Below are 17,281 nucleotides of genomic sequence, written 5' to 3'. Positions count from 1 at the left end.
GTTAACGGAGGCACTATGAGACGACGCAGTCATGCCGCGTACCGCCGTGCGGTGCCTGCGGCCACCGCCGCCGCGGCGGTTCTTCTCGCCGTCGCGGCCTGCGGTCCCCCCAACCCCACGGCTTCGTCGAAGCCGACCGGCGCCGCCTCCCAGTACGGGTTCAGCACGGCCGAGCAGAAGGACGGCAAGCTCGTGGTCTGGGTGGACTCCACCCGGCTCGACGCCGCGAAGGCGTACCAGACGGCGCACCCCGGCGTGCCGCTGGACATCGTCACCTACGACGGCAACGCCAACGGCTCCAACACCCTCAAGACCAAGGTGCAGCTGTTCAACCGGGCCGGCGAGGGCTGGCCGGACGTCGTGTTCACCACCGACAACAACACCGCCTCCTGGGCCTCGCAGGGTGATGACGCCTTCGTCGCCCCGCTCAACAAGGGCCTGCTCGACGACGCCACGCTGAGCGGCTTCGCCAAGGGCGCGCTCGACGTGTGCGCCATCGACGGCACGGTCTACTGCCTGCGCAACGACCTGGCCCAGGTGGTGCTCTGGTACAACAAGAAGCTGCTCGACAAGTTCGGCTACACGTTGCCCAAGACGTGGGAGGAATACACCGCGCTGGGCGAGAAGGTGGCCGCCGAGCACCCGGGATACATCATCGGCACGGCCGGTGACGCGTGGGCGCCGGAGATCTACATGTGGGGCGGCGAGTGCCCGGCCAACCAGGTCACCGGCGCCAAGGCGATCACCGTCAAGGCGACGGACGCCAAGTGCGTACGGACCGCGCGGATGCTGGACAAGCTCGTGGCGAACAAGACGATGTCCATGTTGCCGCTGTTCGGCCCCGACTTCGTCAAGAACCAGGGCGACAAGGTGCTCATGCTGCCCGGCCCGGCCTGGTACGGCGGGGCGGTGTTCCAGGGGACGATCAAGACCCCGAAGGGCGAGCTAGCGGTCGGCGACGCGCTGCACTGGGCGGACCAGACCCAGCCGGTGACCGGCAACGTCGGCGGCGGCACCTGGTGGCTGTCACGGCACACCGCGCACCTGAAGGCGGCCAAGGACTTCATCAGCTGGGTCGCCACCGCCGACGAGTACCAGGTCGCCCTCTCGCCGGGCTATCCCGCCTTCTCGGCCGCCGCGACGAAGTGGATCAAGAAGCAGCAGGACAGCGGCTACTACGCGGGCGACATCGCCGCCCCGATCGCCGCCGCGGCCGGACAGGTCTGGTCCGGCTGGGGCTCGCCCGAGTTCAGCCAGGAGGCGATCTGGGCCAAGACCGTCATCCCCGGCCAGACCGCCGGTAAGACCATCGAGTCGCTGCTGCCGGACTGGCAGACGGCGATCGAGCAGCAGGCCCAGGTGTCCGGATACCAGGTCACCAAGTGAGCGTTACGCACGTGCGGAGTCGTTCCTGGCGGCCTGCCGCCGGGCACGTCTTCGTCTCCGGGTACGTGGTGCTCCTGGTGGCGTTCGGCATCGCGCCCACGGTGTACGCGCTCAATCTGGCGTTCACCGATGGCGAGGGGCGCTTCGCCGGCATCTCCAACTTCCTGCGTACCGCCCAGGACTACCGGTTCGTGGCCGCTCTCGGGCATGTGGCGACCTACCTCGTGCTGTGGCTGGTCACCCTGACCGTGCTCGTCCTGCTGCTCGCGCTGGTGGTGCACCGGCTCGCCTCGCGCTGGTCACGGGCCGCGCTGCGGTTCGTCTACTACGTGCCGGGCGCGCTGGCCGGCGCGTCGAGCGTGCTGCTGTGGCTGTTCATGCTGGACCCCTCCGTGAGCCCGGTCGACGGCCTCGTCCGCTCGCTGTGGGGTGACACGTTCGTGCAGGTGATCGCGCCGGGCCACCTGCCGTGGATCTTCACGATCATCGCCTTCTGGACCGGCGCGGGCGGCTGGATCACGGTCATGTACGGCGCGTTGAACAGCATCCCGTACACGGTGATCGAGGCGGCGCGGGTGGACGGCGCCGGGCCGGTGAAGACGGCGCTGCGGGTGCAACTGCCGATGCTGCGCAAGTGGATCGTCTACATGCTCATCCTGTCCCTCGCCGCGGGCACGCAGCTCTTCGTCGAGCCGCAGCTCGTCTCGCAGGCCGGGTTCGGGGTGGTCGGGACCGACTACTCGCTCAACCAGCTCGCCTACCTGTACGCCTTCGACCAGAACGACTTCAACGGCTCGGCGGCGATCGCGATCGACCTGCTCATCGTGGCGCTGTGCTGCGCCGGGCTGTTCGTCGCGCGGGGAGGTCTCTTCGATGCGGACTGATCAACGGCCCGGCGTCATCCGGCTGGTCGGCCGGGGGCTGATCGCCGCGCTGCTGCTGGCCTTCGCGCTGTTCTTCGTCCTGCCGATGGTGTGGCTGCTGCTCGCCTCGACCAAGAGCCCGGCCGACCTGATCCACGCCAACCCGCTGTCACCGGGCTCGATCGGCTCGCTCGTCACGAACTGGCAGCACCTCATGTCCTTCCAGGACGGGGCGGTGCTGACGTGGATGACGAACTCCGTCGTCTACTCGGCGCTCTCGGTGGCGCTGACCCTGCTGGTCGGCATCCCGGCCGGCTACGCGATGGCGCTCATGCGGTTCGGCGGACGTCGCCTGCTGCTGATCGTCACCCTGGTGGTGATGCTGATGCCGGCCACCGCCCTGGTGCTGCCGATCTTCCTGGAGCTCAGCTACCTCGGGCTGATCAACAAGACGGCCTCGGTCGTGCTGCCGATGTCGTTCTTCCCCTTCGGCGTGTACCTGACCTACATCTACTTCTCCACCAGCGTCCCCGGCGACCTGCTGGACGCGGCCCGGCTCGACGGTTGCGGCGAGACCGCGACCTTCTTCCGGGTGGCGCTCCCGCTGGCCAAACCGGTCGTCGCGCTGGTCGCCTTCTTCAGCTTCGTCAACAACTGGAACAACTTCTTCCTGCCGTACGTGATGCTGCCGAACAGCGGCAACTACCCCATGCAGGTCGGCCTGACGCAGATGCTGGCCGCGACCCCCACCTTCAACCCCGTCGTCGGCGCCAACGCCGAGGTGCAGCCGCCCGAACTGGTGCTGGCCACCCTGATCTCCATCGCGCCGGTGTTGCTGGTGTTCCTGTTCTCTCAGCGCTTCCTGGTCGCCGGGCTGACCGCCGGCGCGACCAAGGGATGAGGAGTACACACCCTATGACCGACAGCTCCGCCCGGCGCCCGCCCGTTGTCACGGCGAGCGTCCCCGTCATCGAGCCCCCGGCCTGGGCGCTGTCCCAGCGCGCGCTGTTCGACCTGCTGGACAGCGGGTGGCGGCTGTTCTCCTCCCGGTACACCCGCCCTGACGGCTCGCTGCGTTACTCCGGCCGGTTGTCCAGCCGCGACGGCGCGGACGACTTCTTCGAACCGTTCTTCAACTGGCCCCAGCTCTACCTGCTGGGTGGCGCGGACGACCTGCTCCCGGCGTGCGCCCACCACTGGGAGGGTGTGGTGGCCCAGATGACCGAGCTCGGCATGTTCGCCGAGGAGTTCGAGATCGGCTACGACTGGTTCCACCAGGGCGAGAGCCTGCTCTTCACCTACTTCCTCACCGCCGCCGACCCGGCGGCCTGGGCGGAGCGGGCGACCCGGTTCGCCGACCTCTATCTCGGTCCGGCCAATTACGACCCGGACCACCACATCATCAAGGCTCCCCACAACGGCAGCGGGGGAGCCCGCGACGGGGTGTCCGACACGCCCGCCTATCCCTGGACCGAGGCCGAGGCCGCGCAGTACGGCTACCCGCTGGACTGGCTGGTCCCGGCCGACGCGCCGGTGCCGCCGCTCGCCGACGACCCGCGGCTGGGCGCGGAGATGCGCGAGCGTATGGGCCGGGGCGACGCGGTCGGCAACCTGAGCGTGGCCGGCCTGGTCTGCAACGCCTTCCTGGTCTCCGGCGACGAGCGATACACCGGCTGGCTGCGCGAGTACGTCGGCGCCTGGCAGCGCCGGGCCAAGGACAACGGCGGGATCGTCCCGGACAACGTCGGCCTGGACGGTGTGGTCGGCAGCCAATTGGACGGGCGCTGGTACGGCGGTCACTACGGCTGGACCTGGCCGCACGGCATGTACAGCGTCGGCCAGGCGACGGCCGTCGGCGCGCTCAGCGCCGCGCTGGCCACGCGGGACGACGGCTACCTCGACCTGCTCCGGTCGCTCCTGGACGCGATCATCGGCCTGGGCGTCCAGCTGCCCTTCAGCCAGAGCGACTCGGCCAACCAGGGCCGCTGGCGCGCTCATCTCGGCTCGGACGTGGACACCGCCACCCTGCTCGTGCCCTACCGGCACAGCGACAAAGGCTGGTTCGACTACAACCCGATCCAGACCTCGGTCCCGTTCGCGCTCTGGCACCACACCGGCGCGGCCGAGGACCGGGCCCGCCTGGACGCGCTGCGCGCCGCGGCCGGTTATGACTGGGCGACCGTACGGCCGTTCCGCGACAAGGAGGAGGCCGGGCACGAGGAGCCGTGGTACGCCTACCTGTGCGGCGACAACCCGGACTACCCCCAGCAAATCCTCGCCGCCGCGCACGCCCAGGCCCGGCGCCGCATAGCGCTGCTGCTCGCCAACGCCGACCGGGACCTGCCGGAGGAGGCGATCCACCTGTGGCAGAACGTCAACCCGGTGGTGACCGAGGCGCTGGCCCAGACGATGTGGGGCGGCCCGCAGGTCATCTACAACGGCGGCCTGCAGCAGGCCAGGGTCCGCTACTTCGACGCCGAACGCCGCCGCCCCGGCGTGCCGGAGCAGGTCGCCGCGCTGGTCAGCGCCATCGAGCCGGAGGCCACCGTGGTCACGCTGGTCAACCTCTCGGCCACCGACGACCGGGTGCTCATCGTGCAGGCGGGGGCGTTCGGCGAGCACGAGATCGCCACCGCCGTCGCGACCGGGGCCGAGCCCGGCTGGACCGGCCGCGACGCCGAGTACATCCACCACCAGCCGGTACCGTCGGCCACCGAGCTCACGGTCGGCGGCCCGCACCTCACGGTGGAGCTACCGGCCGGCACCACCGTCACGCTGACCCTGCGGCTGCGGCTGCACGCTTACCAGCCGTCGTACCGGCAGCCGTGGGACTGAGCCTGTCCTCCCCGCGGCCTTCCGCGAGCGGGTCAGCCGTACGGCCAGGAGGGCGAGGGCGGCCACGGGGAGCGCCAGGTAGATCAGGCCGGCCAGCCATTGCCCGGCCGCCACGCCCGGCGCGCCGCGCGGGGTCACCTGCGCGAACCAGTCCTGGGCCAGCACCGGCCCGTACAGGAGGAGCAGGCCGACCACCACCTGCGTCGCGACGACGGCCGCGAGCAGCCGCGTGCGATCGCGCCGCGCGATCGTCTGGGGCAGCGGGTCGACCCCGGCCAGCACCCAGCAGCACAGCAGCCCGGTACTGAAGAACAGGCCCTGGGTGAGCAGGTGGACCGCCTGGTTGGTGACCGACCAGGCCAGCCACTCGGTGCCGTAGAGGACGAGGACCGGCAGGACGTAGCTGGCCAGGAGGGTCATCGGATGAGTGAGTTGCCTGGTCAGGGGGCTGTTCAGGATGGCGGAGGTGACGTCGCCGTACTGTGAGCGGGATGTGATGGCCCGCGCGGTCAGCGTCAGCGGCGCCCCGAAGGCCAGCAGCAGCGGGCCGACGACGTTGAGCACCGTGTACTGCAGCGCGTGCGCCGACGGCATCGCCCGCGCGTAGGCGCTCACGCCGCCGGCGAGCACCAATGCCAGCACCGCCACCCCGGCGAACCAGGAGATCGTCCGGCCCACCGGCCACGGCACGCCGGCGCGGGCGAGCCTGCGCAGCCCGGCCAGATAGCCGATGACCGGAAGCGCCAGGGCGAGCAGGACCAGCGGGTTCGGCCGGAACTCGGTGATCAGGTGGCCGATCGAATAGGGCGCCAGGTTGTAGCCCAGGAGGTCGTCATGGCTGCCGGTGGTCGGCGGCGCGGAGCGCGACAGGCCGACGGCCAGGCCCATGGCCGCCGCCATCACCACGATCTCGCCGGTGGCCAGCCGGACGAAGGTGCCGCGCTTGGAGCGTTCGGCGATCCCGGCGACGGTACGGCGGCGGTGCATCCACCCGATGACGCCCAAGGCCACCAGCGCCGTCACCTTGGCCAGGACGAGCGTGCCGTACCTCGTCGTCCACAACTGTGGTACCGAGTCCAGCCGGACCCAGGCGCCGGCCACACCGGACACGGTCACCGCGACGAAGCAGCACAGGGCCAGCGTGCTGAATCTGGCGACGACGCCGGCCAGCCGGTCCGAACGGCGAAAGTGGATCAGCACGGCCACCAGGCCGCCGACCCACACGGCCGCCGCGAGCAGGTGTGTCATCAGCGCGGAGACCGCGACGTCGTGGTCTCCGGCCGAGGCGGCGTGACCGACGTAGGCGGGCGGCAGCAGGCCGAACGCGGCGGCCACGAGCAGGGCGACCGCCCACCGGGGCCGCCGGCCGTCCCGTACCCGTGAGGAGCCGAGCACCACGACCGTGGCCGTGCACGTCACCACGAGCATGGCCTGCGTCTGGGGGAGGGCGGTGCCGAAGTTCAGCAGGGTGAAGTCGCCGAACACCTGGCTCGCCGGGAGGCTGAGAATGTTCGCGAGCGTCAGCAGGTAGGTCAGCAGCGCGCAGACCGCCCAGCCCAGCGCCCAGCCGCCCGCCGCGCGTACGCAGGCGCTCGCCTCCGGCGCGTCGCGCCGGACCAGGACAACCCCGGCGACCAGGGTCCCCACCGTGCCGACGGAGCACACCTCCAGCGCCAGCCGCGCCAGCGGCACTCCCCAGACGGTCAGCGGATCGGGTGTCGGCAGTCCCTTGATCGGCGGCGGCGTTCCGCCTCCGCCGACCCATAACGCGCCCACCAGCGCCAGGACGCCGACCGCGACGGCTACACCGGCGTATAACAGCGCCCGACGCCCGGATGACAGCACCAGCGTCCTCCTTTGTCAGGGAGCGTCCCTCCGTTGGGTAAGCGTCCCCCTATGGACGGGTACGTCCGCGTACCTGCGGCGGTTCGATGGCCGCAGGGGCGGATTTATCGCTTTATTCTTCCGCGAAGCTCGGCGCCGGTGTCGGCGATCGCGGTGATCGCCGCGGTTTCCGCGGCGGGTTCCGCGGCGGCGGCCGGGCCGGGCAGGACGGGCTTGAAGGCGTAGACCAGGGCGGCGGCGGCGATGGCGCCGGTGTTCAGCGCCAGAGCCCGGTCGTTGATGTTCGTCGTGGTGTCGCAGGCCTTGTGGTAGCACGCGTCGTACGGCTGGCCGGCCGTACCACCGAACAGGGCCGCCTCCTGGGCCGTCTTGATGCCCTCACCTCCGGTGAACAGGCCGCCGGAGGCGATGCCGGCCGCGATGAACGGCCCGTAGTCGGAGCGGCCGTCGAAGTCGGTCCCGTTGTGGCCCTGGTGCAGCAGGTCGTAGTAGCTCTCGAACAGCTTCTCGATCTCGGCTGAGCCGGGCGGACCGGCGGGCTCGCCCGTGGCGTCGGAGTCGTCACCGTCGTAGATCTTGAGGGCGTAGTTCGGCGAGGCGATCATGTCGTAGTTGAGGTAGAGCTTGATCCGGCTCCGCCGGGCGGGCGTCAGGTGCTCCACGTAGAACTTCGAGCCCAGCAGGCCCAGCTCCTCCGCGCTCCACCAGGCGAAGCGGAGCCTGTTCCGGGTGGGGATCTTGCCGAGCGCCTCGGCGACGGCCAGGAGCGCGGCGCTGCCCGAGCCGTTGTCGTTGATGCCCGGCCCCTCCAGGACGGAGTCCAGATGCGCCCCGGACATGACCACCTTGTTCGGGTCGCCCCACGGGGAGTCGGCGATCACGTTGGAGGTGGTGCGTACCTCGCTGATCGTGTCGGTCTTGAGGTGGACCGTCGCCCCCGTGGCGAGCTCCTGGCCGACCGCGAAGGAGGCGCCGACGACCGGGATGGAGACCGGTTCGCCGAGGTTGCCCTGCGGAGTCGCGGTACGGCCCGGCTGGCCCTCGTTGAAGATGATCGCGGCCACGGCGCCCGCCGCCTGGGCGTTCCGCGCCTTGACCAGGAAGGTGCAGGTGCCGCGCTGCAACAGCGCGATCTTGCCCGGCGTGAACCCGGCGAAGTCGGCGGCCTCGCAGCCGGAGGTGGAGGTGCTCGGCGTCGGGCCGGGCGGCAGGACCAGGTCGACGTTCTGCAGGGCCGCGATGACGTCGCCGCGCCCGGAGTAGCTCATCGTGGCGAAGTCGCCGAGGCCGGAGCCGTCGGGCGGCGTCGGAGTGTAGACCTTGTGCGCCGGGGCGACCCGCTCCATCAGCGCGGTGGATCTCTCCTGGTAGAAGGGGAAGTCGAACGGCTGAACGGTCACCTGGTAACCGGCGGCCCTGAGCTTGGCGGCCACGTAGTCGCGCGACGCGTCGTGGCCGCGGGTGCCCGCCGCGCGGGTGCCGTGGTAGATGTCGGCGACGGCCTGCAACGCCCGCAGGTGCTCCTTGACCGCCGTGAGGGCCCCGAAGCCGATCAGCCTCCCCTCGGCAGGGCCGGGGGCGGCGTCGGCGTGGGCGGCGACAGGGGCGAGGGTGAGTGCCGCGACCACGGTGAGGGCGCGGTAGACACCCCCGCGCATGACGGTACGCATAGGGCTCCTCTAACTGGCGGTGGGTGTAGTGCGATCCGGACACCATCAGCCGGGAAGAACCTGGCGACCGCCAGTCAGATGATCACCCCATTCTAGGAGCCGCCCCCGCGAAAACCGGACACCCTCCGGCAGCCAGGCATGTCGTGGCGCTGTCCGAGGTGGCCGCGCCTGTTGCTTTATCCGAGGTAGCCGCCCATGGTGCGGAAGTAGTCGGTGGCCGCGTGCTCGGCGCCGTCCGGTGTCCGCAGCCGTTTGACCACCAGCCCGCGCCGCTGCCCCGTCCGCGCGTCCGCGCCGGCGACGATGACCACGCCGTCCCCCTCCCGGATGAAGATCCGTCCGGGGGTGCCTCCGTAGCGGGCTTGCGACACCGCGGCCGAGACGATCTGGATCCGCTCCCCGCGATGGTGGGTGAACGCGTTCGGGTACGGATCGGACTGGGCCCGGACCAGCCGCTCCAGGTCCTCCGCCGGCCAGGACCAGTCGATCCGGCCGTCCTCGACCGACCGCTTGTGGAAGAAGCTGGCCTGGGTACGGTCCTGGGGGACCCAGCGCGCCCGGCCGGAGGCGATCAGGTCCAGCGACTCCCGCACGAGCGGCTCGATCAGGTCCACCGTCCGGTGGAAGAGGTCGGTCGTGGTGTCGTCGTCCTTCACGGGTACGGCCCGTTGCAGCAGGATGTCGCCCGCGTCCAGTTCGGCGTTCATGCGGTGCGCGGTGACGCCGACCTCCCGCTCGCCGTTGATCAGGGCCCAGATCAGCGGGGAAAAGCCCGCGTACGCCGGAAGCAGCGAATCATGGATGTTGAGCGTGCCGTGCGGCGGCAGGTCGAAGATCTCCGGCGGCAGCCAGGTCCGCCAGTTGTTGGCGACGATGATGTCCGGCGCGGCGTCCCGGAGCGCCTGGAGGAGGCCGGCGTCGTCGGGCCGGTTGCGCAGCAGCACCGGCACGTCATGCCGCTCCGCGAGCTCCGCGACCGAGTCGTCCCAGATCTTCTCGTAGGCGTGCTCGCTCTTGGGATGGGTGATGGCGAGGACCACGTCGTGGCCGGAGTCGAGCAGGGCGCGTAATGTCCGATGGCCCCACGTCTGGTACCCGAACATGACCACTCGCATGATCGATCCTCTCTGCCATGATTCTTGAAAGGTTAGCCTTACCTTATCTACTATTGCCCCGATAAGGGAGGCGATGCCGCGGTGGAGACCCTGCCGAGTGGACCGGACACGATCTACGACATCCTGGGAGTCGGATTCGGGCCATCCAACCTGGCGCTGGCCATAGCCGTCGACGAGCACAACGCGCGGGTCCCGGAAGCGGACCGGCTGCGCGCCGGGTTCCTGGAGAAGCAGGCCGCCTTCGGCTGGCATCGGGGCATGCTGCTCGACGACGCCACCATGCAGGTGTCGTTCCTGAAGGACCTGGTCACCATGCGGGACCCGGCGAGCGACTTCAGCTTCCTGTGCTACCTCAAGGAGCGCGGCAGGCTGGTGGACTTCCTCAACCACAAGACGCTGTTCCCGTTACGGATCGACTTCCACGGCTACTTCGAGTGGGCCGCGGACCGGATGCGGGAGATGGTCGAGTACTCCGCCGAGGTCCTGTCCATCGAGCCGGTCGTCACGGAGGACGGCGAGGTCCCCCTGTTCGACGTGACCAGCCGCGACCCCGGCGACCCGGAGCGCGTCATCGTCCGCCGGACCCGCAACATCTGCGTCGCCACCGGCCTGGAACCCCACCTGCCGCCGGACGCCGCCCTGTCCGACCGCGTGTGGCACAACAGCGAGCTGATCCCGCGCGTGGCCGCCCTCACCGAGGCCGGCGTCCCGGTACGCCGGATCCTGGTGCTCGGAGCCGGGCAGAGCGCGGCGGAGACGGCCGACTATCTCCACCGGACCTTCACCGGCGCCGAGGTGTGCGCGGTGTTCGCGAAGTACGGCTACACCCCGGCCGACGACAGCCCCTTCGCGAACCGGATCTTCGACCCCGAAGCCGTCGACACCTTCTTCCAGGCTCCGCCCTCGGTCAAGCAGGCGCTCCACGACTATCACCGGGGCACCAACTACTCGGTGGTCGACATGGACCTCATCGAGTCCCTGTACGCGACCATGTACCGCGAGAAGGTCCAGGGCAACGAACGCCTGCGCATCCTCAAGGTCTCCCGCATCAGGGACGTCAGCGTCAACGGCGACCGCCTGGACGTCACGGTGGAGTTCCTGCCCACCGGCGAGCGGGAGGTGCTGGCCACGGACATCCTCGTGCACGCCACCGGCTACCGCCCCCAGGACATCGGCGCCGTGCTCGGCGAGACGGCCAAGCTCTGCCTGCGCGACGAGGAGGACGAGGTCCGGATCGGCCGCGACTACCGCGTCGAGGTGCCCTGGCACGTGTCGGCCGGCATCTACGTACAGGGGGCCAGCGAGCACACGCACGGCATCACCTCAACCCTGCTGTCCACCACGGCCGTACGCGCCGGCGAGATCCGCGACTCGCTGCTCGCCAACCGCGCGCGAGCCACGAGCTAGTGGTATCCCTGCGCCCACACTCGCCGACTTCGCCCAAGCGGACGGAGCGGCAGCCGACCGGCGGCGTCGCCGCGACGAACGCGGGCCGCAGCGCCTGGCTGGCGATGTGCGTGGTGCTGCTGGCCGTCGCCTGCGTCCTGAGCATCGTCATCGGCACCAAGAACATCGCCCCGGACACGGTCTGGAACGCCTTCGCCCACTTCACCAACAGCGACGACCAGGTGCTCGTACGCGAGCTGCGCGTCCCCCGGACCGCGCTGGGCCTGCTCGTCGGCGCGGCGCTGGGCATCGCGGGCGCGCTCCTCCAAGCCGTGACCCGCAACCCGCTGGCCGACACCCAGATCCTCGGCGTCAACGCGGGCGCGGGCCTGTTCGTGGTCTTCGCGATCGGGGTGCTGGGGCTCACCGGGATCTGGTCGTACGTGTGGTTCGCCTTCCTCGGCAGCGCCGTCGCGATGGTCCTGGTGTACGCGCTGGGCTCGGCGGGCAGCAGGGGCGCGACGCCGATCCAGCTGACGCTCGCCGGTGTGGCGCTCGGCGCGGTCATGGAGGGCGTCTCGGGCGGGATCCGGCTGCTGAAGCCGCGGGCGTTCGACTACCTGCGGTTCTGGGACGTAGGCACGCTGGCGGGCAGGCCGCTGTCGATCGCGGGGGCCGTGGCGCCGTTCGTCGCGGCGGGGCTGGTCCTGGCACTGGCCGTCGCGCGTTCCCTCAACGCCATCGCGCTCGGGGACGATCTCGCCCGGTCCCTGGGCACGAACATCGCGCGGGCGCGGGCGCTGTCCATGGTCGCGGTGACCCTGCTGGCCGGCGCGGCCACCGCGGCCGTGGGCCCGATCGGGTTCGTGGGCCTGATGGTGCCGCACGCCGTCCGCTGGATCGTCGGCCCGGACCAGCGGTGGATCTTCGCGTACACGATGGTGTGCGCGCCGGTTCTCATGCTCGCCGCCGACGTCGTCGGCCGGGTGGTCATCCGGCCGGCGGAGCTGCAGGTGGGGATCGTGACGGCGTTCGTGGGCGGGCCGGTGCTGATCTGGCTGATCCGCCGCAGAACGGTGAGCGGCCAGTGACCGGCCCGACGGGTTCCGGCCTGGACTCGGGATCTGGTCTGGACTTCGGCCGGCGGGTCGTGGTCGTGCGTGGGGCGTCGGTGTCGCTGCGGTTCGGGGTGCGGACGGCGGTCATCTGCGGCGTGCTGGGTCTGGCGGCCCTCGCGGTGGGCGTGTTAGCCCTCGGCACCGGCGAGTTCGAGGTGCCCGTCGGGGAGGTGGTCCGCGTCCTGCTCGGCGGCGAGCCAGGTCCCACCCGGCTGGTGATCATGGAATGGCGGCTGCCACGAGTACTGCTGTCCCTGCTCATCGGGATGGCCCTGGGGCTGAGCGGTGCCGTGTTCCAGTCGTTGATGCGCAATCCCCTGGGCAGCCCCGACGTGATCGGCTTCAACACCGGCGCCTACACCGGAGTGCTGGTCACGATGATGTTCGTCGGCCGCGACTACTACCAGACGGCCGCGGGCGCGCTGGCGGGCGGCCTGCTCGCCGCCGCCGTGGTCTACCTGCTGGCCTACCGGAAGGGCGTCCAAGGGTTCCGGCTGATCATCGTGGGGATCGCGGTCAGCGCGATCCTCGGCGCGGCCAACCAGTGGTTCGTCATCAAGGTGAACCTGCAGACCGCCGTCGCCGCCGCGATCTGGGGACAGGGCAGCCTGAACACCCTGACCTGGGACCAGGTCCTGCCCGTGGCCGTCTCGGTCGCGCTGCCGACCGCGCTCCTGGTGGCCCTCGGGCCGCGCCTGTCCCTGCTGGCCATGGGGGACGACGCCGCCGCGGCACTCGGCGTACGGACGGAGCGGTCGCGCCTGGCGTACCTCGTCATCGGGGTCGCGCTGACGGCGGTGGCGACGGCCGCCGCCGGGCCGATCTCGTTCGTCGCGCTCGCCGTCCCGCAGCTGGCCCGCCTATTGACGCGTACGGCCGGCATCGCGCTGATGCCGTCCGCGGTCACGGGCGCGCTGCTGCTGGCCACGAGCGACTGGCTCGCCCAGCGGGCCTTCGCCCCCACCCAGCTGCCGGTCGGCATCGTCACGGTGTCGCTGGGCGGCGTCTACTTCGCCTGGCTGCTGGCCAGGCAGGCGCGCAGCCGATGAGGAGAGCCATCGTCGCCGTGGCGCGGGGCGACCCGTAGACGCACACGCCGCTGGTCATCCCGCGCTCCCATCCATCCACCCCGATGCCGAGGAGGCACAGTGTCCGACAACCCCTTCGACGACGAGAACGGCACCTTCTACGTCCTGGTGAACGACGAGGAACAGCACTCCCTGTGGCCCACCTTCAAGGAGGTGCCCGGCGGCTGGCGAATCGTCTTCGGCGAAGGCGGCCAGAGCAAGCGGCAGGAGTGCCTCGACTACGTCGACGCGAACTGGACGGACCTGCGTCCCAAGAGCCTGCGTGAGAGCATGGCCCGCGCGTCGGCCCAGGTGAACGACAGCTGAACGCGTCAGCCACGGCGCGGCCCCGGACGGGGTGGCGCGTTCTCCTGCGTACGGTGACCCGCAACCGGCGGCGGCTGGGCCTGGGAACCGCTCTCATCAGCCTCCACCAGGTGTGCGAGTCACTCGTACCGATTTTCATCGGGGTCATCGTCGACCGGGCCATCGGCCCCGGCGACGGTGGCGCCCTCGTGCTCTGGGTGGCGGCCCTGGCGGTGCTGTTCGTCGTGCTGACGACGGTGTACCGGTTCGGCGCCCGGCAGCTCATGCTCGCCATCGCGGTGGAGGCCCACACCCTCCGGGTCGAGGTGGCGGAGAAGATCATGCATCCGCGCGGCATCCGTACCGACCGGCGCGCCGGCGACCTGCTCACCGTCTCGACCACCGACACCGACAACGCCTCGTACCTGCTGGACTACGTGCCGCGCGTCGCCGGCGCAGTGACGGCGACCGTGGTGAGCGCCGTCGCGCTGCTCGTGATCGACTGGCGGCTCGGGCTGGCCGTCCTCGTCGGGACGCCCGTGGTGCTCCTCGCGCTGCAGGCGGGCACGCCGCTGATCACCAAGCGGGTGACCGAGCAGCAGGAACGCGCGGCGGAGGCCACATCACTGGCGACCGACCTGGTCAGCGGACTGCGTCCGCTGCGCGGCCTCGGCGCCGAGGAGGCGGCCGCCCAACGGTACCGGGAGGTCAGCGGGCGTTCCCTGCGAGCCGTCGTGCGGGCGGCCCGCACGCAGGGCGTGTACGTGGCCGCCTCGACGACCTGCGGCGCGCTGCTGGCCTGCGGCATCGCGATCCTGGCCGGGTGGTTCGCGCTGACCGGGCGGATCAGCGCCGGGGAGCTGATCACCGTGATCGGGCTCGCCCAGTTCCTGATGGAGCCGATCGGGCTGCTCGCCATCGTCCCGAGCTGGGTGGCGGAGGCGCGAGCGTCGGCCGAGCGCGTGGCCGTCATCCTGAACGCGGCCCCACTGGTACCCGACGGCACCGAGCCACTCGACCACGGGGCGTCCGGCGACAGGGCGTCCGGCAACGGAGCGCCCGGTCTGGAGGTGCGCGCCCTCAGATACGGCACCCTCGACGGGGTGGACCTCCTTGTGCGTCCCGGCGAGTTCGTGGGCGTGGCGGCACACCGCTCCGCCGACGGGGAGGCGCTGGTCAAGGTCCTCTCGGGGCGGGTGGCGCCGGAGGAGTACGACGGCCGGGTCCTGGTCGGCGGTCGGGAACTGGCCCGGATACGGCTGGCGCACGCCCGCCGGACGATGCTGGTGGAACCCCATCAGACGGACCTGTTCACCGGCACAATCCGCGACAACCTCACCGTCGGCGCACTGGCGGCGGGCTCGGCCGGTCCGGCTCTGTTGGCTGAGGTCCTGGCTGCCTCGGCTGCCGAGCAGGTGCTCTCCGCCCATCCCGACGGTCTGGAGCACCTGGTCACCGAGCGGGGTGCCAGTCTGTCGGGTGGGCAGCGGCAGCGGGTCGCGCTCGCCCGGGCGCTGCTGGCCCGCCCGCCGATCCTTGTGCTGCATGACCCGACGACGGCCGTGGACGCCGTCACCGAACACGCGATCGCCCAGGGCGTACGAGCGCTGCGGCACGCGCAGGACCCAGGGCAGGCCCCCGAACAGGGCGTACAGGCTCCGTGGCACCCGCGCGGCGAGGCAGGGCCGTTCACCACCGTCGTGGTCACGAGCAGTCCCGCGATGCTGGCCGCGACGGACCGGGTCGTCGTCATCGACGGCGGCCGGGTGGTCGCCGAGGGGAGCCACGCCGAGCTGGCCGCGACCGACAGCGACTACAACCGGGCGGTATTGAGATGACCCGAGCAGACGAGGCCGGTGCTGACGTGACTGGATCAGGCGGCGACGGGACGGACGCCGGACGAGATCGCGAGCTGCTCCCGGTCGCCGGCGCGCGCCTCACCTGGGCGTGGCTGTGGCGCGAACTGCGCGCCAGGTGGCCGAGTCTCACCTTCGCGCTGCTGGTGGGCCTGCTGGGGGCGGTCGCCTCCGTGGTGCCGGCGTACGCGCTGGGCGCTCTCGTGGACCGGGTGCGGGAGCACGCCCCAGCCTCCGCGATCGTGCCCATCACGATCGTGATCATCGTCGCGGCCGTGGTCGGCGGGCTGGCCACCGGCCTGGCGACGTACCTGATCGGCCGGTTGTGCGGGCAGATTCTCGCGGTGCTGCGGGAGGCGACCGTGGCCAGGGCGCTGACTCTGCCGGCCACGACGCTCGAACGGACCGGGAAGGGCGATCTGCTCTCGCGGGTGGGCAGCGACGCGGCCGCGATCGGCAAGGCGGCCTCCGACGTGATTCCCACGATGATCTCGGCGTTCCTGCTGGGTGTCCTGAGCGTCGCCGCGATGGCCGGGATCGACTGGCGGCTCGGGCTGGCCGGCGCGGTGGCGGTGCCGTTGTACGCGGTGGCGCTGCGGTGGTACCTGCCGCGTGCGGCGCCCCAGTACGCCCGGGAGCGGCAGGCGGTGGCGGACTCGTCGCAGCTGCTGGTCGAGAACATGCAGGGTGTACGCACGGTGCACGCCTACCGTCTGGAGCAGGCGCGGCTGCACGACATCGGGATCGCCTCCGGGCGGGCCCGCGACATCTCGGTCTCGGTCTTCACGCTGTTCACGCGCTTCGTCGGTCGGGTCAACCGGGCGGAGTTCTTCGGGTTGGCCGCGATCCTGGTGGCGGGGTTCCTGCTGGTGCGCGGGGGGTCGGTGACGGTCGGCGAGAGTGCCGCCGCGGCGGTCCTCTTCCATCGGCTGTTCAACCCGATCGCGATGCTGCTGTTCACCTTCGACGAGGTACAGGCGGCGGGCGCGAGCCTGGCCCGGCTCGTCGGCGTGGTCGAACTCTCTCCGGCGCCCCAACATTCGGATCGGGCGCCACGCCTACCCGCGGACGGCTCGCTTGAGTTGTCCGGCGTGCGCTTCAGCTATGACGGCCAGGTCGATGTGCTCCACGACGTGAGCGTGCGGGTCGCGGCGGGTGCGCGGGTGGCGCTGGTGGGGTCGACGGGGGCGGGCAAGTCCACCCTCGCGGCCATCGCGGCCGGGATCCTGCGGGCCGGGCACGGCGAGGCGCGTGTCGGCGGCGTGCCGCTGGCGGAGCTGGCTCCGGCGGAACTGCGGGAGCGGGTGGCGATCGTCACCCAGGAGACCCATGTCTTCGCCGGGCCGCTGATCGAGGACCTGCGCCTGGCCCGGCCGGGGGTTTCGCCGGACGAGGCCGCCGCGGCACTGGACACCGTAGGCGCGCTGGACTGGGCGCGGAGCCTTCCGGAGGGCCTGGACACGGTGGTCGGTGAGGGCGGGCACGAGCTGACGGCGGCCCAGGCCCAGCAACTCGCTCTGGCGCGGCTGGTACTCGCGGCCCCCGCGATCGCCGTCCTGGACGAGGCCACGGCGGAGGCGGGCAGCCTGGGCGCCCGCGACATCGAGGCGTCCGCCGCCGCGGCGACCCGGGGACGTACCACCCTGATCGTCGCCCACCGTCTCACCCAGGCGGCGTCGGCCGACCGGGTGGTCGTCCTCGAACACGGCAAGGTCGTCGAGGAGGGCCCGCACCACGAACTGGTCGCCGCCGGCGGCCGGTACGCCGAACTGTGGCGGGCCTGGGAGACGCGTACACCCACTTCCTCATCAAGTAAGGCTAGGCTAACCTAAGT

Annotated in this window: 13 protein-coding genes; 10 read left to right on the top strand and 3 right to left on the bottom strand. The window is 71.1% G+C overall.

Annotated elements, in window-relative coordinates; translation table 11 throughout:
• Window positions 1–15: 15 nt before the first annotated feature.
• The 4 genes from AB0B64_RS01510 to AB0B64_RS01495 are packed head-to-tail and all read left to right on the top strand — an operon-like array spanning window position 16 to window position 5,084.
• Window positions 16–1,386, top strand: a complete 1,371-nt coding sequence (locus tag AB0B64_RS01510) for an extracellular solute-binding protein (RefSeq protein WP_358173731.1) — start codon at window positions 16–18, stop codon at window positions 1,384–1,386.
• A gap of 11 nt (window positions 1,387–1,397) precedes the next feature.
• The gene (locus AB0B64_RS01505; protein WP_357952231.1) at window positions 1,398–2,270 is read left to right on the top strand and encodes a sugar ABC transporter permease; all 873 of its coding nucleotides are present in this window, start codon (window positions 1,398–1,400) and stop codon (window positions 2,268–2,270) included.
• Window positions 2,260–3,150 (top strand): carbohydrate ABC transporter permease, encoded by an 891-nt coding sequence (locus tag AB0B64_RS01500; RefSeq protein WP_357952232.1) that lies wholly within the window; start codon window positions 2,260–2,262, stop codon window positions 3,148–3,150. Before AB0B64_RS01505 ends, AB0B64_RS01500 begins: the two co-directional genes overlap by 11 nt.
• Before the next feature lie 14 nt (window positions 3,151–3,164).
• A complete protein-coding gene (locus AB0B64_RS01495; protein ID WP_358173728.1) occupies window positions 3,165–5,084 on the top strand; it encodes a hypothetical protein in 1,920 nt (639 codons plus the stop codon).
• On the opposite strand, the gene AB0B64_RS01490 is transcribed toward AB0B64_RS01495, so the two are convergent.
• From AB0B64_RS01490 to AB0B64_RS01480, 3 genes are all read right to left on the bottom strand, one after another.
• Entirely contained in the window at window positions 5,001–6,929 is a 1,929-nt protein-coding gene (locus AB0B64_RS01490; protein ID WP_357952234.1) for a cytochrome c oxidase assembly protein, read from the bottom strand. The two genes, AB0B64_RS01495 and AB0B64_RS01490, sit on opposite strands and share 84 nt — an antisense overlap.
• A 104-nt stretch (window positions 6,930–7,033) precedes the next feature.
• Entirely contained in the window at window positions 7,034–8,599 is a 1,566-nt protein-coding gene (locus AB0B64_RS01485) for a M28 family peptidase (protein WP_358173725.1), read from the bottom strand.
• Between the two features lie 176 nt (window positions 8,600–8,775).
• Window positions 8,776–9,714: a methionyl-tRNA formyltransferase gene (locus AB0B64_RS01480; protein ID WP_358173722.1), complete on the bottom strand. Its 939-nt coding sequence runs from the start codon at window positions 9,712–9,714 to the stop codon at window positions 8,776–8,778.
• An 81-nt stretch (window positions 9,715–9,795) separates the two neighbouring features.
• Here AB0B64_RS01480 and AB0B64_RS01475 point away from each other — a divergent pair, with 81 nt between their 5' ends.
• The 6 genes from AB0B64_RS01475 to AB0B64_RS01450 all read left to right on the top strand — a co-directional run bounded on the left by AB0B64_RS01475 (window position 9,796) and on the right by AB0B64_RS01450 (window position 17,279).
• Window positions 9,796–11,121 carry a SidA/IucD/PvdA family monooxygenase gene (locus AB0B64_RS01475; RefSeq protein WP_358173719.1) on the top strand — a complete coding sequence of 442 codons (1,326 nt, stop codon included), beginning with the start codon at window positions 9,796–9,798 and terminating at the stop codon, window positions 11,119–11,121.
• Window positions 11,121–12,191 carry an iron chelate uptake ABC transporter family permease subunit gene (locus AB0B64_RS01470; RefSeq protein ID WP_358173716.1) on the top strand — a complete coding sequence of 357 codons (1,071 nt, stop codon included), beginning with the start codon at window positions 11,121–11,123 and terminating at the stop codon, window positions 12,189–12,191. Before AB0B64_RS01475 ends, AB0B64_RS01470 begins: the two co-directional genes overlap by 1 nt.
• A complete protein-coding gene (locus tag AB0B64_RS01465; protein ID WP_358173713.1) occupies window positions 12,188–13,267 on the top strand; it encodes an iron chelate uptake ABC transporter family permease subunit in 1,080 nt (359 codons plus the stop codon). Before AB0B64_RS01470 ends, AB0B64_RS01465 begins: the two co-directional genes overlap by 4 nt.
• A gap of 99 nt (window positions 13,268–13,366) precedes the next feature.
• Window positions 13,367–13,612 carry an MbtH family protein gene (locus tag AB0B64_RS01460; RefSeq protein WP_225295555.1) on the top strand — a complete coding sequence of 82 codons (246 nt, stop codon included), beginning with the start codon at window positions 13,367–13,369 and terminating at the stop codon, window positions 13,610–13,612.
• 53 nt (window positions 13,613–13,665) lie between these two features.
• Complete coding sequence (locus AB0B64_RS01455) at window positions 13,666–15,429, top strand: ABC transporter ATP-binding protein (RefSeq protein ID WP_358173710.1); 1,764 nt, start codon at window positions 13,666–13,668, stop codon at window positions 15,427–15,429.
• Window positions 15,430–15,455: 26 nt separating this feature from the next.
• Window positions 15,456–17,279, top strand: coding sequence for an ABC transporter ATP-binding protein (locus AB0B64_RS01450; protein WP_358173707.1), 1,824 nt, complete (start codon window positions 15,456–15,458; stop codon window positions 17,277–17,279).
• The last annotated feature ends 2 nt before the right edge of the window (window positions 17,280–17,281 follow it).

This window comes from Nonomuraea sp. NPDC049129 (genome assembly GCF_040648495.1).
GTDB lineage: Bacteria > Actinomycetota > Actinomycetes > Streptosporangiales > Streptosporangiaceae > Nonomuraea.
This window is presented reverse-complemented; position numbering and strand designations above follow the sequence as displayed.

Coding starts and splice junctions, on each gene's coding strand:
- AB0B64_RS01510 (WP_358173731.1), top strand. CDS start 16: ATGAGACGACGCAGTCATGCCGCGTACCGCCGTGCGGTGCCTGCGGCC.
- AB0B64_RS01500 (WP_357952232.1), top strand. CDS start 2,260: ATGCGGACTGATCAACGGCCCGGCGTCATCCGGCTGGTCGGCCGGGGG.
- AB0B64_RS01495 (WP_358173728.1), top strand. CDS start 3,165: ATGACCGACAGCTCCGCCCGGCGCCCGCCCGTTGTCACGGCGAGCGTC.
- AB0B64_RS01485 (WP_358173725.1), bottom strand. CDS start 8,599: ATGCGTACCGTCATGCGCGGGGGTGTCTACCGCGCCCTCACCGTGGTC.
- AB0B64_RS01480 (WP_358173722.1), bottom strand. CDS start 9,714: ATGCGAGTGGTCATGTTCGGGTACCAGACGTGGGGCCATCGGACATTA.